The sequence below is a fragment of the Burkholderia sp. KL41 genome (assembly GCF_057005415.2).
In genome coordinates this window covers 727,682-753,243 of the sequence record NZ_CM174446.1, presented here as the reverse complement: position 1 = coordinate 753,243, position 25,562 = coordinate 727,682, and the positions used below count along the sequence as shown (strand labels likewise).

22 protein-coding genes and 1 other RNA gene are annotated in these 25,562 nt (G+C 66.6%); 8 read left to right on the top strand and 15 right to left on the bottom strand.

Going from position 1 to position 25,562, the window contains the following annotated elements; translation table 11 throughout:
- Nucleotides 1-78 precede the first annotated feature (78 nt).
- The 3 genes from ruvB (at nt 79) to PQB87_RS03610 (ending at nt 3,408) form a co-directional block, all read left to right on the top strand.
- On the top strand, nt 79-1,149 hold the full coding sequence (gene ruvB, locus PQB87_RS03620; protein WP_021162489.1) for a Holliday junction branch migration DNA helicase RuvB: 1,071 nt from the start codon (nt 79-81) through the stop codon (nt 1,147-1,149).
- 24 nt (nt 1,150-1,173) lie between these two features.
- Complete coding sequence (locus tag PQB87_RS03615) at nt 1,174-2,127, top strand: oxygenase MpaB family protein (protein ID WP_059685234.1); 954 nt, start codon at nt 1,174-1,176, stop codon at nt 2,125-2,127.
- Between the two features lie 153 nt (nt 2,128-2,280).
- On the top strand, nt 2,281-3,408 hold the full coding sequence (locus PQB87_RS03610; protein ID WP_489242829.1) for a ParB/Srx family N-terminal domain-containing protein: 1,128 nt from the start codon (nt 2,281-2,283) through the stop codon (nt 3,406-3,408).
- A gap of 60 nt (nt 3,409-3,468) precedes the next feature.
- Here the strand turns inward: PQB87_RS03610 and PQB87_RS03605 are convergent, their stop codons facing one another.
- The 3 genes from PQB87_RS03605 to tyrS are packed head-to-tail and all read right to left on the bottom strand — an operon-like array spanning nt 3,469 to nt 5,851.
- Nucleotides 3,469-4,131, bottom strand: a complete 663-nt coding sequence (locus PQB87_RS03605; RefSeq protein ID WP_060065915.1) for a histidine phosphatase family protein — start codon at nt 4,129-4,131, stop codon at nt 3,469-3,471.
- A 23-nt stretch (nt 4,132-4,154) separates the two neighbouring features.
- Nucleotides 4,155-4,613 (bottom strand): D-aminoacyl-tRNA deacylase, encoded by a 459-nt coding sequence (dtd, locus tag PQB87_RS03600; RefSeq protein ID WP_011350959.1) that lies wholly within the window; start codon nt 4,611-4,613, stop codon nt 4,155-4,157.
- Nucleotides 4,610-5,851 (bottom strand): tyrosine--tRNA ligase, encoded by a 1,242-nt coding sequence (gene tyrS / locus PQB87_RS03595; RefSeq protein WP_059685236.1) that lies wholly within the window; start codon nt 5,849-5,851, stop codon nt 4,610-4,612. Before tyrS ends, dtd begins: the two co-directional genes overlap by 4 nt.
- 142 nt (nt 5,852-5,993) lie before the next feature.
- Between tyrS and PQB87_RS03590 the strand changes: the two genes are divergently transcribed.
- A complete protein-coding gene (locus PQB87_RS03590) occupies nt 5,994-7,142 on the top strand; it encodes an anhydro-N-acetylmuramic acid kinase (RefSeq protein WP_060065912.1) in 1,149 nt (382 codons plus the stop codon).
- 107 nt (nt 7,143-7,249) lie between these two features.
- Here the strand turns inward: PQB87_RS03590 and erpA are convergent, their stop codons facing one another.
- The 3 genes from erpA to rplM all read right to left on the bottom strand — a co-directional run bounded on the left by erpA (nt 7,250) and on the right by rplM (nt 8,671).
- Nucleotides 7,250-7,621: an iron-sulfur cluster insertion protein ErpA gene (erpA, locus tag PQB87_RS03585; protein WP_006751888.1), complete on the bottom strand. Its 372-nt coding sequence runs from the start codon at nt 7,619-7,621 to the stop codon at nt 7,250-7,252.
- A gap of 218 nt (nt 7,622-7,839) precedes the next feature.
- Nucleotides 7,840-8,232 (bottom strand): 30S ribosomal protein S9, encoded by a 393-nt coding sequence (gene rpsI / locus PQB87_RS03580; RefSeq protein ID WP_011883283.1) that lies wholly within the window; start codon nt 8,230-8,232, stop codon nt 7,840-7,842.
- Nucleotides 8,233-8,242: 10 nt separating this feature from the next.
- Nucleotides 8,243-8,671: a 50S ribosomal protein L13 gene (rplM, locus tag PQB87_RS03575; protein ID WP_009687896.1), complete on the bottom strand. Its 429-nt coding sequence runs from the start codon at nt 8,669-8,671 to the stop codon at nt 8,243-8,245.
- A gap of 311 nt (nt 8,672-8,982) precedes the next feature.
- Here rplM and PQB87_RS03570 point away from each other — a divergent pair, with 311 nt between their 5' ends.
- Both PQB87_RS03570 and PQB87_RS03565 read left to right on the top strand, forming a co-directional pair.
- Complete coding sequence (locus PQB87_RS03570) at nt 8,983-9,288, top strand: DUF1090 family protein (RefSeq protein ID WP_027788366.1); 306 nt, start codon at nt 8,983-8,985, stop codon at nt 9,286-9,288.
- Between the two features lie 410 nt (nt 9,289-9,698).
- A complete protein-coding gene (locus PQB87_RS03565; protein WP_027788367.1) occupies nt 9,699-10,163 on the top strand; it encodes an OsmC family protein in 465 nt (154 codons plus the stop codon).
- Between the two features lie 70 nt (nt 10,164-10,233).
- On the opposite strand, the gene rnpB is transcribed toward PQB87_RS03565, so the two are convergent.
- The 3 genes from rnpB to pyrC form a co-directional block, all read right to left on the bottom strand.
- An RNA gene (gene rnpB, locus PQB87_RS03560) (RNase P RNA component class A) lies at nt 10,234-10,645 on the bottom strand.
- Between the two features lie 12 nt (nt 10,646-10,657).
- A complete protein-coding gene (locus PQB87_RS03555; RefSeq protein ID WP_174416039.1) occupies nt 10,658-11,548 on the bottom strand; it encodes a DUF3025 domain-containing protein in 891 nt (296 codons plus the stop codon).
- Nucleotides 11,545-12,609, bottom strand: a complete 1,065-nt coding sequence (gene pyrC, locus PQB87_RS03550) for a dihydroorotase (RefSeq protein WP_027788369.1) — start codon at nt 12,607-12,609, stop codon at nt 11,545-11,547. The genes PQB87_RS03555 and pyrC overlap by 4 nt, the downstream gene beginning before the upstream one ends.
- Before the next feature lie 205 nt (nt 12,610-12,814).
- Here pyrC and PQB87_RS03545 point away from each other — a divergent pair, with 205 nt between their 5' ends.
- Together PQB87_RS03545 and PQB87_RS03540 are read left to right on the top strand one after the other, a co-directional pair.
- Complete coding sequence (locus PQB87_RS03545) at nt 12,815-13,732, top strand: class II glutamine amidotransferase (RefSeq protein ID WP_489242565.1); 918 nt, start codon at nt 12,815-12,817, stop codon at nt 13,730-13,732.
- 591 nt (nt 13,733-14,323) lie between these two features.
- On the top strand, nt 14,324-19,585 hold the full coding sequence (locus PQB87_RS03540) for an autotransporter outer membrane beta-barrel domain-containing protein (protein ID WP_489242564.1): 5,262 nt from the start codon (nt 14,324-14,326) through the stop codon (nt 19,583-19,585).
- 91 nt (nt 19,586-19,676) lie between these two features.
- Here PQB87_RS03540 and PQB87_RS03535 read toward each other — a convergent pair whose 3' ends face one another.
- The 6 genes from PQB87_RS03535 to PQB87_RS03510 all read right to left on the bottom strand — a co-directional run bounded on the left by PQB87_RS03535 (nt 19,677) and on the right by PQB87_RS03510 (nt 25,531).
- The gene (locus PQB87_RS03535) at nt 19,677-20,402 is read right to left on the bottom strand and encodes an amino acid ABC transporter ATP-binding protein (protein ID WP_111941385.1); all 726 of its coding nucleotides are present in this window, start codon (nt 20,400-20,402) and stop codon (nt 19,677-19,679) included.
- A complete protein-coding gene (gene gltK, locus PQB87_RS03530) occupies nt 20,399-21,076 on the bottom strand; it encodes a glutamate/aspartate ABC transporter permease GltK (RefSeq protein WP_042977589.1) in 678 nt (225 codons plus the stop codon). The genes PQB87_RS03535 and gltK overlap by 4 nt, the downstream gene beginning before the upstream one ends.
- On the bottom strand, nt 21,076-21,816 hold the full coding sequence (locus PQB87_RS03525; RefSeq protein WP_027788374.1) for an amino acid ABC transporter permease: 741 nt from the start codon (nt 21,814-21,816) through the stop codon (nt 21,076-21,078). Before PQB87_RS03525 ends, gltK begins: the two co-directional genes overlap by 1 nt.
- Before the next feature lie 84 nt (nt 21,817-21,900).
- A complete protein-coding gene (locus tag PQB87_RS03520; RefSeq protein WP_059687209.1) occupies nt 21,901-22,794 on the bottom strand; it encodes a glutamate/aspartate ABC transporter substrate-binding protein in 894 nt (297 codons plus the stop codon).
- A gap of 218 nt (nt 22,795-23,012) precedes the next feature.
- On the bottom strand, nt 23,013-24,299 hold the full coding sequence (locus PQB87_RS03515) for a Glu/Leu/Phe/Val family dehydrogenase (protein ID WP_021163078.1): 1,287 nt from the start codon (nt 24,297-24,299) through the stop codon (nt 23,013-23,015).
- Between the two features lie 278 nt (nt 24,300-24,577).
- Entirely contained in the window at nt 24,578-25,531 is a 954-nt protein-coding gene (locus PQB87_RS03510) for a LysR substrate-binding domain-containing protein (RefSeq protein ID WP_059484606.1), read from the bottom strand.
- Between the last annotated feature and the right edge of the window lie 31 nt (nt 25,532-25,562).

Genomic DNA, 25,562 nt, shown 5'->3' with positions numbered 1-25,562 from the left:
GTCGCGCGGCGCGGCATTGCGCGCCAGTCGGCCGTTCGGCCAGGTGGGCCCGAGTGCGGCGCGCGGTACAATGGCCGCATGATTGAAACCGACAAACTCGCCACCGAGCAGCGGATCATCGCCGCCACGCCCGCCTCGTCGCACGAGGAGGTGTTCGAACGTGCGCTGCGGCCGCGCCAGCTCGACGACTACGTCGGCCAGGAAAAGGTGCGCGGCCAGCTCGAGATCTTCATCGAAGCCGCCAAGCGCCGCTCCGAGCCGCTCGACCACGTGCTGCTGTTCGGGCCGCCGGGCCTCGGCAAGACGACGCTCGCGCACATCATCGCGCGGGAGATGGGCGTGAACCTGCGCCAGACGTCCGGCCCCGTGCTCGAGCGCGCGGGCGATCTCGCCGCGCTGCTGACGAACCTCGAGGCGAACGACGTGCTGTTCATCGACGAAATCCACCGGCTGTCGCCGGTCGTCGAGGAAATCCTGTATCCGGCACTCGAGGATTACCAGATCGACATCATGATTGGCGAAGGCCCGGCCGCGCGCAGCGTGAAGCTCGACCTGCAGCCGTTCACGCTGGTCGGCGCCACCACCCGCGCCGGGATGCTGACCAACCCGCTGCGCGACCGTTTCGGGATCGTCGCGCGCCTCGAGTTCTACGACGCCGATCAACTGTCGCGCATCGTGCGGCGCTCGGCATCGCTGCTGAACGCGCAGATCGATCCGAACGGTGCGCTGGAAATCGCGAAGCGCTCGCGCGGCACGCCGCGGATTGCGAACCGGCTGCTGCGCCGCGTGCGCGACTTCGCGGAAGTGAAGGCCGACGGCCAGATCACCGCGGCCGTCGCCGATGCCGCGCTCGCGATGCTCGACGTCGATCCGGTCGGCTTCGACCTGATGGACCGCAAGCTGCTCGAGGCGATCCTGTACAAGTTCGACGGCGGCCCGGTCGGTATCGACAACCTCGCGGCGGCGATCGGCGAAGAGCGCGACACGATCGAGGACGTACTCGAGCCCTACCTGATCCAGCAGGGCTTCCTGCAGCGCACGCCGCGCGGGCGCGTCGCGACGCTGCTCACGTATCGCCACTTCGGGCTTTCCGTGCCCGACGCCGGCCGCACCGAACGCGGCGAGTGGGATACCCCCGACGGGAAGTAACCCGTCGCCCGAGCCGCACCCGCCATGACGACGCCGCCCAGCCGCCACCCCGCCGCACCCGCACCGGGCCCGCGCTGGGCCGAGCCGATCCGCAAGCGGCTCGTGGCCGGCGTCACGCACCTGACGGCGGGCGGCGGCGGCCCGTCGCTCGACCTCTCCTCTCCGCCCGGAGACCCGGGGCTGTTCGGCCCCGACGCCGTCTGCTGGCGCGTGCATGCCGACTTCACGTCGATGATGACAGGCGGCATCGCCGCACTGCTGCTGCAGGCGCTCCATCCGCTCGCCCTCGCGGGCGTCTGGGATCACTCGTCGTTTCGCACCGACATCCTGGGTCGCTTGCGGCGCACCGCCACGTTCATCACCGGTACGACCTTCGGCAGTCGCGCGGACGCACTCGCACTGATCGAGCGCGTGAAATCGATCCACGCGCACATATCGGGCACCGCACCGGACGGCCGGCCGTATCGCGCCGACGATCCGGCGTTGCTGACCTGGGTGCACGTCGCGGAAGTATCGAGTTTCCTCGCCGCGCATCTGCGCTACGTGAATCCGGCGCTGCCGGGCGAATTGCAGGATCGCTACTACGCCGAGACCGCACTGGTCGCCGAACTGCTCGGTGCACACGAGGTTCCCCGTTCGCGTGCCGAGGTGGCCGCGTATCTCGCGCGCATGCAGCCCGAACTCGAGGCCGGGCCGCGTACGTTCGACGTGATGTCCATCCTGCTGAACGTGCCGGTCGCGAAGCCTGCGCTGCGGCCGGCCGCATCGCTGGTGATGCATGCCGGAATCGACCTGCTGCCGCCGTGGGCGCAGCGCATGCTCGGCGTGTCGACGTTCGCGCCGCTGCGGCGCGCGGTGGTCCGGCCCGGCATACGGGTCGTCGCGCCCGTGCTGCGCTGGGCGCTCGTGAACGGCGCGTCAAAACGTGCGCGCCGCCGCGCGGCCGCAGCACCGCCCGACGGCACCCCGCCCGCCTGACGATCCGCTTCTTTCCGCCATTTCAATTTGCTGTCAAATACCTGTGACAAGCTGACGGGCTTGCACCCGCGCACGGTCGCACGCGCCGTCCGTCCCGCCTGTCCGTGACCCGCGCGGTGCTCCCGCCAATCCGACCGACACCCGATGCCCGCGATGCCACGCCTGCCGATCCGTTTCGCCCTCGCCGCCAGCCTGTCCACCGTCCTCGCCCTCGGCGCCTGTGGAGGCGACGATGTCGCCGCCGTCGCGCGTTCGGACGCGCAAACGCCGTCCGGCGGCACCCCGACTGCGCCTGCCCCGGCGCCGCCCGCTACCGTCACGCCGCAACCGGGCAAGTGGAAGGCCGCCCGTGCGGGCGACCTGATCGACGTGACGCTCGGCGACCTCCATCCGACGCAGGGTGCAATCGGTTACGACCAGATCTACTACAAGCTCGGCCGCTACGAACTGCAGCCCGACAAGAAATTCGACGACTTCTGTGCGGACGAAGGCCTCGGCGGTATCGCTTCGGCGGGCTACACGGCCAGGTCGGTGCTGCGCGATCCCGCCAGCTACGCGTGCAAGACGACCGACGCGAACGCCCGCGACCGGTCGGTGCTGAACCCGGTCGTGATCGGCCCGAACGGCGATGCGCTGTACCTGACCGACGGCCACCACGGCCTGTCGACCTACTACGAGACGCCCGACGGCGGCCCGGCGCTGCACGTGCACGTCGTCGTCAAGGACAACCTCAGCGACTACTCGGGCGACGCGTTCTGGCAGCAGATGCAGAGCCGCGGTTATCTGCGCCTCAAGAATGGTGAAGGCAAGCCGATCACGACCGCCCAACTGCCGACCGGGCTCGGCCTGAAACTCGGGATGACGAACGACCGCTACCGCTCGCTCATCTATTTCACGCGCGACATCGCCTACAGCAAGCCCGCACAAGCCACCGACTACCTCGAGTTCTACTGGGCCGACTGGCTGCGCGCGCAACCGGGCACGTTCTCGCTCGACGGCTACGACCTGACGCGCGCCGGCGCAACCGATCCCGATCCGGCAAAGGCCGACACGGGCTACCTGAACGCAGTCTGGAATGCGTCGGCGCGCATGGTCGCGGCCACGGACCCCGTGATCGACGGCAAGACGGGCGCCGACCTCGGGCGCGCGGACGCGATCAACGGCGGGAAGAAATACAACAAGGGGGAATTCGACAAGCTGCGCCAGCCGATCGCGGCGGACAAGCCCGGCAAGGTCGCGTACGCGCTCGACTACAAGACCCGCCACGCACTGCCGCAGTAAGCGGCGAGCGCCACGCGGGAAGGAAGCCCCGGCCGGCCATGCCGGACGGCGCCTGTCGGTTCAGAGCACCTTGCGGTACCCGTCGTCGTCGCTTGCGGCGTCGAGGTGCGACACGTCGGCCCACTGCACGACCTGCGCACGGCCATCCACGTAATCGACGACGTTGATGCTCGTGTTGAGCAGCTGATAACTGCGCGGCGCCGACAGTTCGATGCCGTTCGCAAACCGGTACACGCTGTCGAGCACGCCGCCGTGCGCGACACACGCGATCCGGCCGCCCGGGTGCGCGGCCACGATCGGCTCGAGCGCGTGCAGCACGCGGTGATAGAACACACGCTGCGACTCGCCGCCTTCCGGCGCGAAGCCCGGATCGCGCGTCTGCCACGCCGCGTATGCGTCCGGAAACAACGCCTCGATCTCGGTACTGTCGTGCCCCTGGAATGCGCCGTACGAGCGTTCCCGCAGCCCTTCCCGCAGCAGCAGCGGCAACCCGAGCGCATCGGCGAAGGGCTGCGCGGTCTGTTGCGCGCGCATCAGGTCGCTCGAATAGACCGCGTCGATCCGTGCACCATCACGCGCGTCGCGTGCGAGCCGCGCGGCCAGCTTTTGGGCCTGCGCGAGCCCCGTGTCGGCCAGCGGGATGTCGATATGACCCTGGATGCGCTTGATGCGATTCCAGGCCGTCTCGCCATGGCGGATGAAAAGAATCTGCGTGGTGGCCATCGCGGGGCGTCTCCGGGGAAGAATCAGGGCCGCACTTGCAGCCAGAATGTCACGGGGCCGTCGTTGACGAGCGACACCTGCATGTCGGCGCCGAACTCGCCCGTCTCGACGACCGGATGGCGCGCACGCGCGGCCGCGACGAAATAGTCGAAAAGCCGCGCGCCTTCGTCGGGCGGCGCGGCCGGCGTGAAGCTCGGACGCAGCCCGCTGTTGGTATCGGCCGCCAGCGTGAACTGCGACACGAGCAGCAGGCCGCCTGCGCGGCCCTCGCCGTCGATATTCGACACCGGCAGGTTCATCTTGCCGGCGGCGTCGCTGAACACGCGGTAGCCGAGCATTTTCGCGAGCAGCTTGTCGGCCGCTGCGTCGGTGTCGCCGCGCTCCGCGCAGACGAGCGCAAGCAGGCCCGCGCCGATCTCGCCCGTCGTGCGGTCGCCGACGCGCACGTCGGCGCGCTTCACGCGCTGGATCAGCGCGATCATGCGGTCAGCGTGACGCGCGCGAAGCGGCGCTTGCCGACCTGGACGACGAACTCGCCGGCTTCGACCTTCAGGCCCTTGTCCGACACGGTCGCGCCATCGATCTTCACCCCGCCCTGCTCGATATTGCGCAGCGCTTCGCTCGTCGACGGCACGAGGCCCGCCTGTTTCAGCAGCTGGCCGATCGCGAGCGGTGCGCCCGCGAGCGTGACCGACGGGATGTCGTCCGGCACGCCGCCCTTCGCGCGGTGGTTGAAATCCTCGAGCGCACGTTCGGCGTCGGCCTGCGAGTGGAACCGCGCGACGATTTCCTGCGCGAGCAGCACCTTGAAGTCGCGCGGGTTGCGGCCGCCTTCGGCCTCGCGCTTGAAGCCGGCGATCTCGTCGAGGCCGCGGAACGACAGCAGTTCGAAGTAACGCCACATCAGCGTGTCCGAGATGCTCATCAGCTTGCCGAACATGTCGGTCGGCTTCTCGCTGATGCCGACGTAGTTGCCCTTCGACTTCGACATCTTCTCGACGCCGTCGAGCCCTTCGAGCAGCGGCATCGTGAGAATGCACTGCTGTTCCTGGCCGTACTGCTTCTGCAGCTCGCGGCCGACCAGCAGGTTGAACTTCTGGTCGGTGCCGCCCAGCTCGAGATCGGCGTTCAGCGCGACCGAATCGTAGCCCTGCATCAGCGGGTACAGGAATTCGTGGATCGAGATCGGCACGCCGCCCTGGAAGCGCTTCGTGAAATCCTCGCGCTCGAGGATCCGCGCAACCGTGTAGCGCGATGCGAGCTTGATCATCCCGTCCGCGCCGAGCGGCATCGACCATTCGCTGTTGTAGCGGATCTCGGTCTTCTCGCGATCGAGCACGAGCGCGGCCTGCTCGAAATAGGTCTTCGCGTTCGACTCGATCTGCTCGCGCGTGAGCGGCGGGCGCGTCGCGTTGCGGCCCGACGGATCGCCGATCAGCGACGTGAAATCGCCGATCAGGAAGATCACCGTGTGGCCGAGGTCCTGCAGCTGACGCATCTTGTTCAGCACGACGGTGTGGCCGATGTGGATGTCGGGTGCGGTCGGGTCGAGGCCGAGCTTGATGCGAAGCGGCGTGCCCGTGGCCGCGCTGCGCGCGAGCTTCTGCGCGAACTCTTCCTCGATCAGCAGTTCGTCGACGCCGCGCTTCGTGACGGCGAGCGCATGCCGGACTTCGTCGGTGATCGGGAAAACAGGCTTGGAACTGGGTTCGGTGCTCATCGGTGCCAGGAAGAATGTCGCAAAAACAGGGATTTTCCCATAACTTGCGCGCCCATCGCTTAACGGCGCGCCGCGTTGCGCGGATAATCGGGCGCAAGGCGCGCGGCACCGGCCCGCGCCGCACGATCCAGGAGAACCCAACGTGCCGCAACGACAGCCGCAAAACGCCCATCCGGCCGACGGCATCTACTTCGGGCTGATGTCGGGAACCAGCATGGACGGCGTCGATGGTGTCGCCGTGCGTTTCGAGGCCGGCAAGGCGCCGGTCGTGCTCGCGGAAGCGTTCGTCGGCTTCGCGCAATCGCTGCGCGACGTGCTGTTCGCGCTGCAGCAGCCCGGCGACGACGAGATCGACCGCGAATCGCTCGCCGCGAACGCGCTGGTCGCGCGCTATGCGGTGTGCTGCCACGAATTGCAGCGCACGGCCGGGCTGTCGCGCGACGAGATCCGCGCGATCGGCGTGCACGGCCAGACCGTGCGCCATCGCCCCGAGCGCGGTTATACGCGGCAGATCAACAACCCGGCACTGCTCGCCGAGCTGACCCAGGTCGACGTGATCGCCGATTTCCGCAGCCGCGACGTCGCGGCAGGCGGCCACGGGGCACCGCTCGCGCCGGCCTTCCATGCCACGGTGTTCGGCGCCGCGGGCGAGACGCGCGTCGTCTGCAATCTCGGCGGAATCAGCAACATCACGATCCTGCCCGGCGAAGGCGGCGACGTCCGCGGTTTCGACTGCGGCCCCGCGAATGCGCTGCTCGACGAATGGGCGACCCGCCATCTCGGCAAGCCGTACGACGACGGCGGCAAGTTCGCGGCGCGCGGCACCGTCCATGCAGCGCTGCTCGACGCGCTGCTCGACGAGCCCTATTTCGCCGCACCGCCGCCGAAAAGCACCGGGCGCGACCTGTTCAATCCCGCCTGGCTCGACGCGAAGCTCGCCACGTTCTCACACGTCGCGCCGCAGGACGTGCAGGCCACCCTCACCGCGCTCACGGCCGTTTCGGTCGCGCGCGAGATCGCCCAGCATGCAGCGGGCTGCAAGGCCGTGTTCGTATGCGGCGGCGGCGCACGCAATCCGGTGCTGCTCGATGCGCTCCGGCACGCGCTGCGCGAGGCCGGCGTGCCGGCCACGGTCGATACGACAGCGGCACTCGGCGTGCCGCCTCAGCAGGTCGAGGCACTCGCGTTCGCGTGGCTCGCGTACCGTTTCACCGCGCGCCAGCCCGGCAATCTCGCGACGGTCACCGGTGCGGCCGGCAACCGCGTGCTCGGCGCGCTCTATCCGCGCTGACGCGATGCCGCCCGCGCGGCGAGCGCCGCGTGGAAAACGGGCACAAAAAAACGGGGCATGATGCCCCGTTTTTCATTCCGGCGAACCGGCGTGAATCTGTCGTGCGCTCAGACCGAGAACGACGAGCCGCACCCGCAGGTGGTGGTCGCGTTCGGGTTCTTGATCACGAACTGGGCGCCGTTGAGGTCGTCCTTGTAGTCGATCTCGGCGCCGACCAGGTACTGGTAGCTCATCGAGTCGATCAGGAGCTGGACGCCGTTCTTGTTCATCACGGTGTCGTCCTCGTTGACTTCCTCGTCGAACGTGAAGCCATACTGGAAGCCGGAGCAGCCACCGCCCTGCACGAACACGCGCAGCTTCAGGTCGGGATTGCCCTCTTCGTCGATCAGTTGCTTGACCTTGTCGGCTGCGGCGTCGGTGAAGACGAACGGAACCGGCATTTCGGCCGTCGTTGCTGCGGATTCGGTAACAGCGTTCATTGCGAACTCTCCAAAAAGCTTTAGCCGCTATTGTAGGGCCGATCAGAAGATCGTGCTGAAGTCCATGAAATCAATAGGTTCTTGTCGATTTCATCAAACACGCATGCGCAGGCCGCGGCAGCACGCGCCTGGAAACGGACATAAAAAAACCGCCAGCGCAAAAGCTGGCGGTTTTTCCGGCGGACGCCGCCCGGGAGCGGCGCGGCCATGAAGCGGAATTAACGCTTCGAGAACTGCTTGGCGCGGCGTGCCTTGCGCAGACCGACCTTCTTACGCTCGACTTCACGTGCATCGCGCGTGACGAAGCCTGCGTTCGACAGCGACGGCTTCAGCGTCGCATCGTAGTCGATCAGTGCACGGGTGATGCCGTGGCGCACTGCACCTGCCTGACCCGTTTCACCGCCGCCGTTCACGTTCACCTTGATGTCGAACGTCTGGCCGTGGTTCGTGAGTTCCAGCGGTTGACGCACGATCATCAGCGACGTTTCGCGCGAGAAGTAGTCAGCGATGGGCTTGCCGTTGACGATGATGTCGCCCTTGCCAGCCTTGATGAAGACACGTGCGACTGCGCTCTTGCGGCGGCCCGTACCGTAGTTCCAGTTACCGATCATGTGGGTCCCCTTAGATCTCGAGCGCCTTCGGCTGTTGAGCCGAGTGCGGATGCGTCGCTTCTGCGTAGACCTTCAGCTTCTTGATCATCGCGTAACCGAGCGGGCCCTTCGGCAGCATGCCCTTGACCGCCTTCTCGAGCGCGCGGCCCGGGAAGCGTTCCTGCATCTTGCCGAACGTCGTTTCATAGATACCGCCCGGGTAGCCCGAGTGACGGTAGTACTTCTTGTCCAGAGTCTTGTTGCCCGTGACCTTCAACTTGCTCGCGTTGATGATGATGATGAAATCACCAGTGTCGACGTGCGGGGTGAACTCAGGCTTGTGCTTGCCGCGCAGACGGCGTGCCACTTCGCTGGCAACACGGCCGAGAACCTTATCCGTCGCGTCAATCACGTACCATTCGCGCGTCACCTCATGGGCTTTTGCGGAAAACGTCTTCATGATCGATCCAAAAAAATTGCTTTGCCCGATGTGTTCTTCCTGCTTGTCTGTGTGCGCTTCGAGGCGCGGTGCAGGCTCTCCCTGTTCTTTTTCCGTGGGCATGAATGCGGAAAAGCCCTGAATTATAAAGGAAATACCGCAACGCGGTCAAAGGGAATCCGCTCCCCGTGTCCACGGCGGCCGAAATGGGCCAAAATCCGGTCGTGCCCCGACACGCCAGGCGAACCGAGCGCCCGGGGAGGCACCCAGCGAAGCGCGGCACATGACCTTGCCGCGCCAGACCGGCCGAACACGGAAAACAACAAACAAGCATGATGAATCAACGACTTACACCCTTCCTCGCGGCCGTGATGCTGGCCGCCGCGGCACCTGCCGTCGCCGCCCGCGCCGACTGCGAAGCCAAGCTCGAAGCCCTCGATACACGCCTTGCCGAAGCCCGTGCCGCGCATGCCGAGGATCGCGTCGCCCGCCTGCGCGCGGTGCGCGAACGCGTCCGCCACTTCTGCGCACGCGGGCACGGCCATGCGTCGGCCGTCCACGCGCCGGCGCCCGATGCGCGCCCGCGCGGCACGCCGCCCGACGCGACCTCGCAGCCTGCCGCCAGACAGCCCGCGTAACCTTGTCGGAGCGCGCAAACCGCGCGCCGATGTTTGCATGGGACGAAAAAAAGCCCGAACGGCTGGTTCGGGCTTAATCCACCATAGGAGGAGGGTGGAGGAGACATTCGGAGGTTGCCGCAGCGCGACAACCAATGAGGCTCATTATACGAACGCGTCGTCGACTCCACAAGAAAATTTGCATTGCGAAATCAAACGCCACAATATGAAATTTAATGCGGCGCGTTTGAATCACCGCTTTTCTCTTTGAAATCAATGGCCTGATTCCGGAAAGCACGATCAGGCGCCGCCCTCGTCTAGAGCAAAACCCCTAAGTCCGAAGGGGAATTGAATGTCCGGGGCGCCGCTCGCGCGGCGCCCGCGTTGCGCGTCGTGCACCGCATCAGCCGGCCGTTGCGCCGCGGGCTACAATGCCGGATCGAATCCGAATCAGGCAACGCTGGAGTGCAAGCATGGAATGCAAAGTAAGCTGGATGGGCCAGGACGGCATGGCGTTTTCCGCCGAGACCGGCAGCGGCCACCTCGTCGCGATGGACGGCGCGCCCGAAGGCGGCGGTCACAACCTGGCGCCGCGCCCGATGGAGATGGTGCTGCTCGGCACCGGCGGCTGCACGGCCTATGACGTCGTGCTGATCCTGAAGAAGAGCCGCCAGGAAGTGAGCGGCTGCTCGGTCACGCTGAAGGCCGAACGCGCGAGCGAAGACCCGAAGGTGTTCACGAAAGTGCACTTCCACTTCACCGTCACCGGCCGCAACCTGAACCCGGCCACGGTCGAACGCGCGATCAACCTGTCGCACGACAAATATTGCTCCGCGTCGATCATGATCGCGAAGACGGCCGAGCTCACGCATTCGTTCGACATCGTCGCCGGCTGAACGCACGGCAAGCGCACATGAAAAAAGGGCCGGCGCTCCGTTGGGAGACGCCGGCCCTTTCGCATTCGAACGGCAAAGCAGGCCGATAAGCCGGATTCTGTGCACGCTGCGCGCCGAAGCACGCAACGCGTGGCAGCCATTCCTCTAGGCGCGCCATTGCTGACGCGCTCAAGCTTCCTACCCGCAGACGAGACGGGGGCCCCGTCCTGCATCCGAAGATGCGCGCCTGCCTACTTGGAATTGCTCCGGGTGGAGGTTACCGTGCCGGCGAACGTCGCCGTCGCCGCGGTGCGCTCTTACCGCACCGTTTCACCCTTACCTGATCCCGGCTTGCGCCGGGCCATCGGCGGTTTGCTTTCTGTTGCCCTGTTCCGCGTGTCGCCACGGATGGCCGTTAGCCATCACCCTGCCCTGTGGAGTCCGGACTTTCCTCGCCCCCGCGCGCCCGAAGGCGGCGAGGCCGCGACTGCCTGGCCTGCTTTGCGACGCGCATTCTAGCACTGCGCGCCGCCGCCGGCAGCGCGCGAACGGCGGCCGCTGCGAAATACGGCCGGATCGTCGTAGAACGCGGGCTCGGCATTCGCATCGCACCAGCCCGGCACGCCTAGCACCGGGAGCGGCGCGAAATCGCGGCTCGTCAGCGCGCGCGTCGCGAGTTCCGCGGCGACACAGGCGTCGACATGCGCGATGCGTTGCGCGTCGGGCCACGAAAAATAGTCGGCGCCCACTTCGACGATCCATGTGTGCGCGGTGCAGGATTTGTAAGGCGCGACGAGTTTCTCGAGCAGCGCATGGCCGACCAGCCGCGCCTCGCAGCGCGTGCCCCACGCATCGCGCGCGGCGACCAGCAGCTGCAGCCAGTCGAACCCGCGCAGCGCGTCGGCGAGCGCACGGTCGGCCGTCACGAACAACGCGGCGTTCTCGTCGAACAGCGTGAGCGCGTCGCGCAACGTGCCGCGCACGGGGCCGACCCCGCCCGCCGCGTCGATCGCCGCGGCCTGGCGCGCGTTCAGTGCGGCCTTGATGCGCGGATATGCGAACCAGACGAGCGCATTGAAGAAGTCGTGCAGATTGTGGCGGGTCGGGACACCGCCCGTCTCCGCGATATGGGTCTCGTACGCGACGCCGGGCGGCAATGCTGCCTGCGGCACGAACCGCAGCGGCCGGCCACGGCCGCTGATGCGCGGGCCGTCGGGCCCGGTATCGCTCAGGGCGCCATTCAGCGCGTCGAGCAACGCGGCCTCGCCCGCCCTTGCGGCCGCCTGTACAACGCGGCCGGGGCCCGCGTAAGGCGCGAGCCACGGCACGGACCAGTCGATCCGCGCAAAATCCGCCGCCCCGCTACCGGCCGCTTGGCCAGGTTCGCGCGGCGGCGCGAAGGTCACGCCAGTTTCCAGCCGATCGTCTCGCCGCCGCGCAGCGGCACAACAGGCGTATCACCCGCGAAGATCTCGCGCGGCAACTCCCATGCCTCGCGACGCAGCGTGACCGTCTCGGCGCTGCGCGGCAGCCCGTAGAAATCGGCGCCGAAGAAGCTCGCGAAGCCTTCCAGCTTGTCGAGCGCACCGGCGTGGTCGAACGCTTCCGCATACAGTTCGAGCGCATGCAGCGCCGTATAGCAGCCCGCGCAGCCGCACGCGGTTTCCTTCGCGTCGCGCGCATGCGGCGCGCTGTCGGTACCGAGGAAAAAGCGCGGGTTGCCCGACGTCGCGGCCTCGACCAGCGCGACGCGATGCGTCTCGCGCTTCAGCACCGGCAGGCAGTAGTAATGCGGGCGAATCCCGCCGACGAACAGCGCATTGCGGTTGTACAGCAGGTGATGCGCGGTGATCGTCGCGCCGAGCAGGCCGGGCGCCGCATCGGCGTCGCGCACGTAGTCGGCCGCGTCCTTCGTCGTGATGTGCTCGAACACGACCTTCAGACCCGGGAAATCGCGGCGCAGCGGCGTCATCACGCGGTCGATGAAGACCTTCTCGCGGTCGAACAGGTCGATCGATGCATCGGTCACCTCGCCGTGCACGAGCAGCGGCATGCCGGTTTCCTGCATCGCCTCGAGCGTCTTCGCGCATTTCGCGAGATCGGTGACACCGTGGTCGGAATTCGTCGTCGCACCGGCCGGATACAGCTTCACGCCGTGCACGAAGCCGCTTTCGCGCGCGCGGCGGATCTCGTCGGGCGGCGTGTTGTCGGTCAGGTACAGCGTCATCAGCGGCTCGAACGTCATCCCGGCCGGCAGCGCGGCGAGGATGCGCTCGCGATAGGCCTGCGCCTGCGCGGTGGTCGTCACCGGCGGCTTCAGGTTCGGCATGACGATCGCGCGGCCGAACTGGCGCGCGGTGTGCGGCAGCACGGCGGCCAGCATGTCGCCGTCTCGCAGGTGCAGGTGCCAGTCGTCGGGACGGGCGAGCGAGAGCGTCGCCGGGGAGGAAGCGTTCGAGGCAGTCATAGGAGGCGTCGTGAGGAACGGCCGGGCCATCGGCGGGGCCGGAACGCGCGTGCGCGGGCCGACTGACGGCAAACCGCAACACGGGGCCTTTGGCCAGCGGAATCCGCTTTTTACCGCTCAGGGCTCGGTGATATGCTAGAAGCCGCATTGTACCGGGGTTCGCCCGGTTCGTTACCCCCCGCCTGAGCCTGCTGCCCCAAGTAAAATGTGCCAACTCTTAGGAATGAACTGCGCCGCGCCGACGGACGTCACATTCTCCTTCACAGGTTTCGCGGCCCGGGGCGGGCTCACCGATCACCATGCCGACGGCTGGGGCATCGCGTTCTTCGAAGACAAGGCCTGCCGCCTGTTCATCGATCACCAGGCATCGGCCACGTCGCCGATCGCCGAAATGGTGAAGCGCTACCCGATCAAGTCCAAGAACACCATCGCGCACATCCGCAAGGCGACGCAGGGCCACATCCTGCTCGAGAACAGCCATCCGTTCATGCGCGAGCTGTGGGGCCGGCACTGGATCTTCGCGCATAACGGCGACCTCCAGGACTACGCACCGGACATGGACGGCAGCGTCTATCATCCGGTCGGCACGACCGACAGCGAACAGGCGTTCTGCGTGCTGATGCAGGGGCTGCGCGAAACGTTTCCCGGCGCGCAACCGCCGTTGCCCGAACTGTTCGAGCGCGTCGGCGAGCTGACACGCGGCATCACCGATCACGGCGTGTTCAATTTCCTGATGTCGAACGGCCAGGCGCTGTTCGCGCACTGCTCGACGCGGCTGCACTACCTCGTGCGGCGCTGGCCGTTCTCGACCGCGCATCTCGTCGACGAAGACCTGTCGATCGACTTCGCGAAATACACGACGCCCGAGGATCGCGTCGCGGTGATCGCGACGCAACCGCTCACCGACAATGAAGTCTGGACCGCGTTCGAGCCGGGCGAACTGATCATGTTCCAGTGCGGCGACGTCGCCGCGCGGATGCGGATCCCGGTGCCCGAACGCGTGCTCGAGAAGCTGCGCAATCCGGCGCTCGACGCATCGGCGTCGGCGCCGCGTGACACACGCGAGGCGCTCGCCGCCGCCGCCGACGTCGACGTCGATTCCGACGACGCGATCGACTTCTGAGCCCGGCGCGCCAGCGCCCCTCCCCTGTCAGCCACTGTCAGCCACTGTCCGGCAAGTCGACGGCTCGCCGCCGGGTCATATCGCTCGCCGGGTGCCGATTCCGGTTCATCCGGGCCAAATTCCCGTATATCGAAGCGAAGCAACACGACATTCGCCCGATTCGATTCGTTTCAATATAAAACGATCCAGGCGGGAAAATAATAAATCACTCAATCGGAATGCAGACAATCCGGAAACCGCATTTTAACGTATCGACCTGACGCAAACCGTGCGCCACCCCACTGATCCGGCGATCACGAACCGGCACGTAAATAATCGGCAGAATCCTTACCCCACAAGGCTTTCAGTTCGATTCGTCACACAATCAAGAAATACAGAATAAAAACAGCACTATTGCCGCATTTGTTAGCTTCCCGACAATTCACCTCCTTCCCGATCAGTAGAGTCCGCTCATCCTCGGTGTAACGAATCGCGAATGGCGGAGATACGGCCACAACCGCCGCGCATCCATTCACGCCATTCCTCACCGCGGATTGCGATTTCACTGCACCGCGGTGAAAACCACATGAAAACAAGAGAGAGGGGCTTGTCGTGAATCACTCATTTCGATCGATATGGAGCGAGACCACCGGCTGCTGGGTCGCGGTTGCGGAAACGGCGCGGGCGCGCGGCAAGCGGTCGGGCAGCCCATCCGGCGCAGGCCTGCGCGCCGCCCACACGGCAGCGCGCCGGACGCCGCTTCGCGCCGCGGCACTCGGTGCCGTGCTGGCCATGCTGTCGGCAAGCTCCGCGTACGCATCGACGTGCGGCAGCGGCGCGGCCGTCGCGAGCGGCGGTACCTGCGCGCTCGGCAGCTTCAGCCCGACCGTCAATGACGACCTCGCCGGCGCCACGACCGTGTCGGGCGGCGACCGCGTCGGCCTGACGGGCGCATGGACCGGCGCAACCGGCGACATGGGCTACACGCCGATGCCGTTCGCCAACACGCCCATCATTTCCGGCAATCCGGATCAGCCGCTGGTGTCGCTCGGCGGCAAAACGCAGAGCGTCGGCACCCCCGACTCGATCACGGGCGGCCATACGTCCGTCGCCACTTACGACTCGGCCGCGTTCGTCGCGTCGAACGCGGGCTCGACCGTCGTGCAGGTCTATCACGACGTGAACGGCGACCAGTACGTGAACACGCGCATCGGCACGGTCGCGAATTCGGGCGGCACGCTCGACATATCGATCGGCAATCCCGCGAACGCGCCCGCGGCGACCGGCAACGCAATCACGATCGCGGCCAAGCAGACCGACCTGACCTACGCGGACGGCACCGGCTCGACACCGAGCGTCATCAACTGGAATTCGCGGAACCAGGTCTGGTTCATCACCGGCGACTATCTGGCAAGCGGCGGCCCCATCGGCCGCGTCGAGCTCGACGTGCCGACCTACGCGGGCACCTTCACCGCGTTCGACGGCAGCAAGTGGACCGTCACCGACGCTGCGTCGCTCGCCGCGTACAACAACTTTCTGGTGCGTTCGGTCCAGAACGGCGCACTCGGCTCGCAGGCAGCCTACGACAATGCGTTCGGCCAGGCCGTGACGTTCGCCACGCAAACCTTCGAGTATGCGAACAACGTGTCGCCCGACGACAAGAACGCGCTCCCCAGAAACTATCCGTCGGCGATGCACGGCACGGGCGCGAACGCGACGCTGCATATCGGCAAGGACGGCCAGATCGACTTCCGCGGCGCCAATACGATCGACGCGAGCGCGGCCGTCGTCGCGGAAAACGACGCGCACTTCGTCAACGACGGGCGCCTGTCGGGCGACTTCAACCTGGTGCGCCTGTTGAGCGGCGCGAGCGGCGTCAACAACGGCGTGATTTCGTCCGGTTACACGGCGGGCGACAATGTCAGCACGGGCGGCACTGCATCGCCCGACAATTTCGGCCTCAATACGTACGTCGAAGGCAGCGGCGTGTATGCCAACGGCACGGGCACCACGTTCGTCAACAACGGCGTGATGAACGTCGGTGCGTGGAATCTGGACCGCAACCGGCTCGACCTGCAGAACTACGCGATCGCCGCGACCGACGGTGCGAGCGCATCGAACGCCGGCACGATCAACGTCGGCGTCAACGCGACGACGCTCGACAGCCAGGTGATCGGCGGCCTCGTCGCCGGCGGCAGCTTCACGAACGAAGCCGGCGGGACGATCTATCTCGGCCGCGCGGCCCAGTACGATGCCGGCACGCCGGAGGCCGCGAACGACGTCGCGCTGTCCGCGCACGCATACGGCATCCTGCTCGGCCCGTCGGGCACCGCGAACAACCTCGGCACGATCGTGATCGGTTCGCTGACGCAAAACGGCGCCGCCATGGCGAGCATCAACTCGTCGTCCGGCACGCTGACCAACGCGGGCTCGATCGTCGTCAATGGTGCCGCGCCCGGCACGCCGCTCGCCGACGTCGGCATGCTCGCGGCCAACACGGCGGCGACCGTGACCAACACCGGCACCATCACGCTGAACGGCGTAAACGGCATCGGCATCATGGTCGTCGGGACCGGCACGAACGCGACGGCCGCGACCTCGACCGGCACGATCAACGTGGCCGGCGGCCTCGATCCCGCATCGGGCACACGAAACTACGGCGTGTGGGCCGAGGGGCCGCACGCGAAAGCCACGCTCGACGGCGCACTCAACCTGACGGGCACCGGCGCGATCGGCGTGCACGCGCGCTCGGGCGCGACGATCGACGTCGGCGCCAACGCGGTGCCGGCGTTCATGTCGGGCACCAGCCAGATCGGCTTCTATGCCTATGGCGCCGGCTCGAAGATCAACGTCGCCGCGCAGCACCTGAGCGTCGACACCGACGATTCGACGCTGTTCCGAGTCGCGGGCGGCGCTGCCTACACGGGCGCGTCGGCAGCCGGAACGCTGACGACCGACGTCAACGGCCAGCGCGCGCACGGCGTGCTCGCGACCGACGCCGGCACCGTGCTATCGACCGGTAACGCGATCTACAACGTCAACGGCGCGAACGGGATCGCGATCGGAGTCGAGGGCGGCGCGCAAGGCACGATCGACACGGGCGCGACGATCAACCTGAATGCCGCAGGCGCGATCGCAGGCGTCGTCGACGGCCAGGCGCACGACCTCGCCGGCGCCAATGCCGGCGCGCCGGTCGCGACGACGCTGACCAACGACGCGGCCGTTACGTCGTCGACCGCGGGCGTGACGGGCTTCGTCGCGCAGAACCTCGGCACGCTCGAGAACCGCGACTCGGTGCTGCTGACGGGCGCCGGCTCGACGGGCGTCGTGGTCGGCACGCTCGGCACGGTGAACAACGCGTCGACGATCCGCGTATCGAACGGCACCGGTGCGCTCGTGCAGGGCGCGTCGGCCACGCTGGCCAACGCGGGTTCGATCGAAGCCGATGACGGCGTCGCGGGCGTGCGTCTGACGGGTGCCGGCGCATCGGTCGCGCTGTCGGGCACCGGCACCGTGATCGCGAACGGCAGCGCCGACGGCGTGCTGATCGACTCGACCGTATCGGGCGGCGGGATCGCGGCCGGTGCGACGTCGATCGCGGCCGGCGGCTCGGGCAGCGGGATTCACAACCTCGGCACGAATACGACGATCGCGCTGTCCGGCACACAGGTCACGACGACCGGCGGCGGCGCGAACGGCATCGTGTCGACGGGCGGTGGCGCGCGCATCGCGGCCGATGCGGCGACGGTCGTGCGCACCGCCGGCAGCAACGCGCTCGGCATCCACGTGACGGGCGCGGATTCGACGCTCACGGCGACCGGCACGACCGTCGCGACGACGGGTGCCGGCGCACACGCGATCGTCATGGATGGCGGCGCGACGGCCCTGCTGTCGGCCGCGAAGATCGCCGCATCGGGCAGCCTGGCCGACGGCATCGTCGCACGCAACGGCGGCCGCATCGGCGATACGGGCTCGACGATCGCCAGCGCCGACGGCAACGGCGCAACCGCCGACAGCGGCGGCGTGCTCGCACTGACCGGCACGACGCTCAAGGGCGCGGCGGCCGGCGTGCTGACGTCGGATACGCTCGCAAACGGCGCGACGAGTTCGGTGCTCGTCGACGGCGGCAGCGTGACGTCCGCGACCGGCCCGGCCTTCGCCGCTCGCGGCGGCACGGCCGACATCGCGGTGCGCAACGGCACGGTCGTGACGGCCGGCAACGGTACGCTGCTCGACCTGTCGAACGGCAGCAACGCCACCTTCACCGCCTCGGCCGTGAACCTGGCCGGCGACATCGTCTCGGACGCCTCGAGCACCGGCAACGTGCTCCTCGCGAACGGCACGACACTGACCGGCAAGATCGACCCGGTCGCACTGACCGTCGACCCCACCAGCACGTGGCGCATGACGGGCAGCTCCGTGCTGAGCAGCCTGAACAACGCAGGCCTGGTCGCATTCGCCGCGCCGACCGGTTCGCCGACGCTCGCGGGCAGCTACAAGACGCTCACGACCGGCAGCTACGTCGGCAACGGCGGCACGATCGCGCTCAACACGTTCCTCGGCGCCGACGCATCGCCGACCGACCGGGTGATCGTGAACGGCGGCACGGCAAGCGGCACGACGGGCCTGAAGATCGCCAACACGGCCGGCACCGGCGCGCAGACGAAGGGCGACGGGATTCCGGTGGTCGTCACGACCAACGGCGGCACGACCACCGCATCGGCATTCCAGCTCGCCGGGCCCGTGCAGGCGGGCGCGTACGAATACCGGCTCTATCGCGGCGGGCAAGGCGACGCGAACGGCTGGTACCTGCGCTCGCAACTCGATCCGTCGGACCCGGGCGACCCGATCCACCCGTCCGGTGGCGGCGACGGCGGCGGGAACGGCAACGGCGGCACGCTCGCGTATCGCCCCGGTGTCGCCGGCTACGCGCTCACGCCGCTGCTGAACGCCGACTACGGCTTCTCGACGCTCGGCAAGCTGCACGAGCGCGTCGGCGACATCGCCAACCTCGACAAGCAGCAGCCCGGCAATCACGACGGTGTGTGGGGGCGCATCGGCGGCCAGAGCCTCGACGCGAACGCGGGCCGCTTCTCGGCCGACGAGCGCACCTTCTTCGCGCAGTTCGGCAAGGACTGGACGCTCGACCAGGCGCCGAACGGCGGCGCCAGCACGCATGCGGGCGTGACGGCCAGCATCGGCGTGTCGAACGCGAGCTTCAGCGACATGGCGCGCGCCGATACGGCCAACCTGTCGACGTCGACGGGCTCGGTCGAGATGCACGCGCAGAGCGTCGGCGGCTACTGGACGAAGTACCTGTCCGACGGCACGTACTTCGACAGCGTCGGGCAGGTCACGCACTATGGCAACCGCTATCGCGACAGCTACGGCAACGAGGCGTCGCAAAACGGCTTCGGCGTCGCGCTGTCGCAGGAAGTCGGCAAACCCTTCGCGATCGGCGGCCTGCCGGTCGCGGTCGAGCCGCAAGCGCAGCTGATGTACCAGTACCTGAAGCTGAACGGGTTCAACGACAACGTATCGGCGGTATCGGGTACGACGACGAACGCGCTGCGCGGCCGCGTCGGGGTACGCATCTTCCGGCCGAACCTGCAGTCCGGTTCGGGCGGCAGCGCTGCCACGCCGTATTTCACGGCCGACGTGCTGCACGACTTCCTGTCGCCGGGCCAGACCGTCGTCGGCGGCACGCCGTTCGCGACGCATCTCGGCCGCACGTGGTACGAGCTCGGCGTCGGCGTGACCGCGAGCTTCGGCAAGTCAGGCGAGCTGTACGCGAACGCGAAGATCGCGCGCAACATCGGCGGCGACTATCGGCGCGGCATCGTCGGGCAGGTCGGCTACCGCTACAGCTGGTAACGCCCGCGAGCGGCGGACAGCGAACGAAAAAAAACCGCCCGGCGCTCGGCCGGGCGGTGTTCGCATCGACGCGCTTGAAGCGCGTGAACGCTCAGTGCAGGATCTTCGCGAGGAAGTCCTTCGCGCGTTCCGATTTCGGATTCGAGAAGAAATCGTCCTTGCGATCGTCCTCGACGATCGCGCCCTTGTCCATGAAGATCACGCGATGCGCGACCTTCTTCGCGAAGCCCATCTCGTGCGTGACGACCATCATCGTCATCCCTTCCTGCGCGAGTTCGACCATCACGTCGAGCACTTCGTTGATCATCTCGGGGTCGAGCGCGGATGTCGGCTCGTCGAACAGCATCGCGATCGGATCCATCGACAGCGCGCGCGCGATCGCGACACGCTGTTGCTGGCCGCCCGACAGCTGGCCCGGGAACTTGTGCGCATGCGCCTTCAGGCCGACGCGGTCGAGCAGCTTCAGGCCCTTGTCGTTCGCCTCGTCCTTGCCGCGGCCGAGCACCTTGATCTGCGCGAGCGTCAGGTTCTCGGTGATCGACAGGTGCGGGAACAGCTCGAAATGCTGGAACACCATCCCGACCTTCGAGCGCAGCTTCGACAGGTTCGTCTTCTTGTCGCCGACCGACTGGCCGTTCACGAGGATCTCGCCCTGCTGGAACGGCTCGAGGCCGTTGACGGTCTTGATCAGCGTCGACTTGCCCGAGCCCGACGGGCCGCACACGACGACCACTTCGCCTTTCTTGACCTCGGTCGTGCAATCGGTGAGGACCTGAAACTGGCCGTACCACTTCGAAACGTTCTTGATGGAAATCATCTTGTGACCTTTTTCTGGAGACCCTTGACGAGAGCAGACGCCAACGAGCAAATCACGAAATAACATGCGCCGGCGAACAGGACCATCTCGACGGTCGTGCCGTCGCGATCGCCGACGTTGGCGGCCGTGCGGAAGAAGTCCGCGAGGCTGATCACGTACACGAGCGACGTATCCTGGAACAGGACGATCGCCTGCGTGAGCAGCAGCGGCACCATCGCGCGGAACGCCTGCGGCAGGATCACGAGGCGCATCGCCTGCGCGTAGTTCATGCCGAGCGCGAACGCGGCGTTCACCTGCCCGCGCGGCACCGCCTGGATACCGGCGCGGATGATCTCGGAATAATACGCGGCTTCGAACAGCGAGAACGCGACCATCGCCGATGCAAGCCGGATGTCGATCGTCGGCGACAGCCCGAGCACGCCCTGCAGCACCTGCGGCACGATCAGGAAGAACCACAGCAGCACCATCACGAGCGGGATCGAGCGGAACACCGTCACATACGCCTTCGCGAACCACGCGAGCGGCTTCACGCCGGACAGCCGCAGCAGCGCCAGCAGCGTGCCCCAGACGATGCCGACAACGATCGCGATCAGCGTGATCTTGAACGTGACGATCGCGCCCGTCCACAGCGTCGGTATCGCGCCGGGAATACTACTCCAGTCGAACTGATGCATCACTTGCCTCCGATATAGCCGGGCAGCCGCGTGCGGCCTTCGATCCAGCGCATGAACGCCATCACGACGAGGTTGATGATCACGTAGGCGAGCGTCACCGCGATGAAGGATTCATACGTCTGCGCGGTGTAGTCGACGAGCTGGCGCGCTTGCGCGGACAGGTCGAGCAGGCCGATCGTCGACGCGACCGCGGAGTTCTTGAAGATGTTCAGGAATTCCGACGTGAGCGGCGGCACGATGATCCGGTACGCAACGGGCAGCAGCACATAGCGGTACGTCTGCCATTGCGTGAAGCCCATCGCGAGGCCGGCGGCGCGCTGGCCCTTCGGCAGCGCGTTGATCCCCGAGCGCACCTGTTCGCACACGCGCGCGCCCGTGAACAGGCCGAGACAGATGATCGACGCGGTGAAGAACTGCGTGGTGGGCGGCAACTGCTTGATCCAGGTGCCGATCGACGCGGGCAGCAGCTCGGGTATCACGAGATACCAGACGAAGAACTGCACGATCAGCGGAATGTTCCGGAAGATCGACACGTACACGGTGCCGATCGCGGACAGCCATTTGTTCGGCACGGTGCGCAGCACGCCGAACAGCGATCCGACGATCAGCGCGATGACCCAGGCGACGAGCGACACTTCGATCGTCACCCAGAAGCCGGACATCAGCCATCCGAAATAAGTCGTCGGCTCGCCGGTCGACACGGGGCTCAGGAAGATGCCCCAGTTCCAGTGGTAAGACATGGGCAAGACTCCAGCAAAAAGAGACGGAAGAAGCGTGGCCTCTTCCGTCTCATTAGCGTCATTTCTGCATCAACGGCCCTGCGGTCAGTCGAGTGCCTTGTCGTTCGGGTTCGCGTACAGCTTCTTCATCGAATCGGACAGCGGGAAGTTCAGGTTCAGCCCCTTCGGCGGGATCGGGTTCTCGAACCACTTCGCGTAGATCTTCGCGGCTTCGCCCGACTTCTCGACTTGCGAGATCGCGTCGTCGACGACCTTCTTGAAGTCCGCATCGCCCTTGCGCATCATGCAGCCGTACGCTTCTTCCGATTGCGGCGTGCCGACGATCACCCACTCGCCCGGCTGCTTCGCCTTCGCGCGCTCGCCCGCGAGCAGCGCGTCGTCCATCATGAACGCGACCGCGCGGCCCGATTCCAGCGTGTTGAAGGAATCGCCGTGATCCTTCGCGCTGATGATGTTCATGCCGAGTTGCTTGTCGTTGTTCATCTTGCGCAGCAGGCGCTCCGACGTCGTGCCGGCAGTCGTCACGACCGTCTTGCCCTTCAGGTCGGCGAAATCCTTGACGCCCGAATCCTTCTTCGTCATCAGGCGCGTGCCGATCACGAAGATCGTGTCGGAGAACGCAGCCTGCTGCTGGCGTTCGGTGTTGTTGGTCGTCGAGCCGCACTCGATGTCCACCGTGCCGTTCTGCACGAGCGGGATGCGGTTCTGCGACGTGACCGGGATGTTCTTCACCTGCAGGTTCGGCAGGTTCAGCTTCTTCTTCACCGCGTCGACCACCTTCAGCTGGAATTCGCGCGAATAGCCGACCACCTGCTGGTTCTGGTCGTAGTAGGAGAACGGAATCGACGATTCGCGATGGCCCAGCGCGATCACGCCCGTGTCCTTGATCTTCTTCAGCGTGCCCGTCTCCTGAGCGTGCGCGCCGCTTGCGAACGCGCAAAGCGCCGCGACCATCAGGACTGCCTTTTGGTATTTCATTTTGGTCATCTCCTTGGCTAAAACCCGCGCCAGTGTATCAAAGTAATATTTTTGAAAGTACTGTTGTTTACCGCACGTCGCAGCGCCCCTGGCAAAGCCTTCCTCCCGGCTCCAGGCGCCCCGAATGCGCGCGCGGGCGATGCCGGATTCGGCACCGCCCGCGAAGGTTCATATCCGCAACCGGGTGGATTGCGTCATGAATGGATCATAGTCAATGATCAGGGGTAGAGGCCACGCATTTCGCGCGCCATCAGGATGCGCTTGCACGCCACGATGAACGCCGCCGTACGCACCGACACCTTGTGCTCTTCCGCAACCGCCCACACGCCGGAGAACGCTTCGCGCATCACGCGCTCGAGACGGTGGTTGATCTCGTCTTCCGTCCAGAAGAAGCTCGAGAAATCCTGCACCCACTCGAAGTACGACACGGTCACGCCGCCCGCATTCGCGATCACGTCCGGGATCACGAGCACGCCGTTCGCGGTCAGGATGTCGTCGGCCGCCGTCGTCGTCGGGCCGTTCGCGCCTTCGACGATGATCTTCGTGCGGATCTTCGCTGCGTTCTTCTCGGTGATCTGGTTTTCCAGTGCCGCCGGGATCAGGATGTCGGTTTCGACCGTCCAGAACTCGTCGTTCGGCATCGGCTCCGCGCCTTCGAAGCCCGCGACGCCGCCCGTGCGGGCAACGTGGTCGAGCAGCTTGTTCGAATCGAGGCCGGCCGGCTGGTAGATCGTGCCCGTGTGATCCTGCACCGCGATCACCTTCGAACCCGCTTCCTGGAACAGCTTCGCCGCGATGCCGCCGACGTTGCCGAAGCCCTGCACCGCGATGCGCGCGCCTTCGATTTCCAGGCCCTTCTTCTTCGCCGCTTCGGAGCCGACGACGAACACGCCGCGGCCCGTTGCTTCCTTGCGGCCGAGCGAACCGCCGAGCGCGATCGGCTTGCCGGTCACGACGCCGGTCGACGTCTGGCCCTGGTTCATCGAGTACGTGTCCATCATCCACGCCATCACCTGTTCGTTGGTGTTGACGTCCGGTGCCGGAATGTCGGTGTTCGGGCCGATGATGATGCCGATTTCGCTGGTGTAGCGGCGCGTGACGCGCTCGAGCTCACCACGCGACAGCTTGCGCGGGTCGACGCGGATGCCGCCCTTCGCGCCGCCGTACGGCACGTTCACTGCTGCGTTCTTCACGGACATCCACGCCGACAGCGCCATCACTTCCGACAGCGTCACGTCCTGGTGGTAGCGCACGCCGCCCTTGCCCGGGCCGCGCGACACGTTGTGCTGCACGCGATAGCCTTCGAAGTGCGCGACGGTACCGTTGTCGAGCTCGATGGGGCAGTCGACGATCAGGATGCGCTTCGGACGCTTCAGCGTTTCGAGCCAGCGCGACAGCGAGCCGAGGTACGGTGCGACGCGATCGACCTGCTGAAGGTAGTTGCCCCACGGGCCGAGATCGTCGGCGTGCAGGTAGGACGGGATGGACTGCTGTTGCGAAGACATGGATGCTCCAACGTTCAACGAAGTGCGCACATTGTCGAAAAACCCGTTTTTTTTATCCAATGCCGTTTGCTTATTCGATTATGCGTTTCTTGCATGATCGCGATTTTTCGCAAATCTGCGGTCGATTTGCGCAAGAACGCCCGCGATCGGCCGTGCATCGCGTGCTTGAATAATCGTGTTGCGCGGGCGCGGGCCGGCCGCCGGGCAGGCGCCCGACAGGCGCCGCAAGCCCGACGTCAGCCGGCCGGGCCGGACGATCGACGGTTAACCGCCCACGGTTAACCCGCGGATTCGCGCAGTTCGTCGCGCACGACGTCCCACAGCGCACGCACGAGCTTCTGTCGTGGATCGTCGCCCTGCAGCGCGAGCTTGTCGCAGTACAGCCGGATCTCCATCGTCAGCGTGAACGGATGCGCGCCGCCGCGCACCGACCGGTCGAGCCGGATCAGGCGGCCGCCCGCCACCGCATCCTCGACCGCGCTGTGCGGCAGGAACGCGATGCCGTGGCCCGCGAGCGCCATCGCCTTCAACCCTTCGGCCATGTCGGTTTCATAGACGCGATCGAGGAACAGCGGCGTCGACGCATTCGCGACGATGACCTCCGTCATCCGGCCGAGATACGCGTTCGGCGTATATGACAGGTACGGCACGCGCGCATCGGCCGTGCCGGGCAGCGTATAGCGCGGCCGGCCCGCACGGCCCGGCGCCGAGAACGGGCTGATCGGCTCGCTGCCGAGGATCAGCATGTCGTAGCGCGCCGGGTCGAGCGCGACGGGGTGGCTCGGGTGGTGGTAGCCCATCACGAGATCGCAGCCGCCCTCGACGAGCGACAGCACCGCGTCGTGCACGTTCAGCGCGCGCAGCCGCGTGTGAACCTGGCCCATCTTCGCCTCGATCCGCTGCAGCCAGCGCGGGAAATACGTGAGCGACAGCGTGTGCGGCACCGCGAACTCGATCGTCGGCACCGGCGCACCGACATGGCCGCGCAGCAGCGTGCGCGCCTCGTGCGCCTGCGACAGCATCGTCAGCGCCTGCTCGTAGAAGATCTGCCCGGCCTGCGTCAGCCGCGTCGGATAGACCGAACGATCGATCAGTTCGGTCGCGAGCCATGCCTCGAGCGCCTGGATGCGCCGCGAAAACGCCGGCTGCGACACGTGCCGCAGCTCGGCGGACCGGCTAAAGCTGCGCGTTTCCGCGAGCGAAACGAAGTCTTCGAGCCATTTCAGTTCCATGCAGGCGGGCGCGGCGGGCGGCGGTCGGGAA

Coding starts and splice junctions, on each gene's coding strand:
- ruvB (WP_021162489.1), top strand. CDS start 79: ATGATTGAAACCGACAAACTCGCCACCGAGCAGCGGATCATCGCCGCC.
- PQB87_RS03615 (WP_059685234.1), top strand. CDS start 1,174: ATGACGACGCCGCCCAGCCGCCACCCCGCCGCACCCGCACCGGGCCCG.
- PQB87_RS03610 (WP_489242829.1), top strand. CDS start 2,281: ATGCCACGCCTGCCGATCCGTTTCGCCCTCGCCGCCAGCCTGTCCACC.
- PQB87_RS03605 (WP_060065915.1), bottom strand. CDS start 4,131: ATGGCCACCACGCAGATTCTTTTCATCCGCCATGGCGAGACGGCCTGG.
- dtd (WP_011350959.1), bottom strand. CDS start 4,613: ATGATCGCGCTGATCCAGCGCGTGAAGCGCGCCGACGTGCGCGTCGGC.
- tyrS (WP_059685236.1), bottom strand. CDS start 5,851: ATGAGCACCGAACCCAGTTCCAAGCCTGTTTTCCCGATCACCGACGAA.
- erpA (WP_006751888.1), bottom strand. CDS start 7,621: ATGAACGCTGTTACCGAATCCGCAGCAACGACGGCCGAAATGCCGGTT.
- rpsI (WP_011883283.1), bottom strand. CDS start 8,232: ATGATCGGTAACTGGAACTACGGTACGGGCCGCCGCAAGAGCGCAGTC.
- rplM (WP_009687896.1), bottom strand. CDS start 8,671: ATGAAGACGTTTTCCGCAAAAGCCCATGAGGTGACGCGCGAATGGTAC.
- PQB87_RS03570 (WP_027788366.1), top strand. CDS start 8,983: ATGATGAATCAACGACTTACACCCTTCCTCGCGGCCGTGATGCTGGCC.
- PQB87_RS03565 (WP_027788367.1), top strand. CDS start 9,699: ATGCCGGATCGAATCCGAATCAGGCAACGCTGGAGTGCAAGCATGGAA.
- pyrC (WP_027788369.1), bottom strand. CDS start 12,609: ATGACTGCCTCGAACGCTTCCTCCCCGGCGACGCTCTCGCTCGCCCGT.
- PQB87_RS03545 (WP_489242565.1), top strand. CDS start 12,815: ATGTGCCAACTCTTAGGAATGAACTGCGCCGCGCCGACGGACGTCACA.
- PQB87_RS03535 (WP_111941385.1), bottom strand. CDS start 20,402: ATGATTTCCATCAAGAACGTTTCGAAGTGGTACGGCCAGTTTCAGGTC.
- gltK (WP_042977589.1), bottom strand. CDS start 21,076: ATGCATCAGTTCGACTGGAGTAGTATTCCCGGCGCGATACCGACGCTG.
- PQB87_RS03525 (WP_027788374.1), bottom strand. CDS start 21,816: ATGTCTTACCACTGGAACTGGGGCATCTTCCTGAGCCCCGTGTCGACC.
- PQB87_RS03520 (WP_059687209.1), bottom strand. CDS start 22,794: ATGAAATACCAAAAGGCAGTCCTGATGGTCGCGGCGCTTTGCGCGTTC.
- PQB87_RS03515 (WP_021163078.1), bottom strand. CDS start 24,299: ATGTCTTCGCAACAGCAGTCCATCCCGTCCTACCTGCACGCCGACGAT.
- PQB87_RS03510 (WP_059484606.1), bottom strand. CDS start 25,531: ATGGAACTGAAATGGCTCGAAGACTTCGTTTCGCTCGCGGAAACGCGC.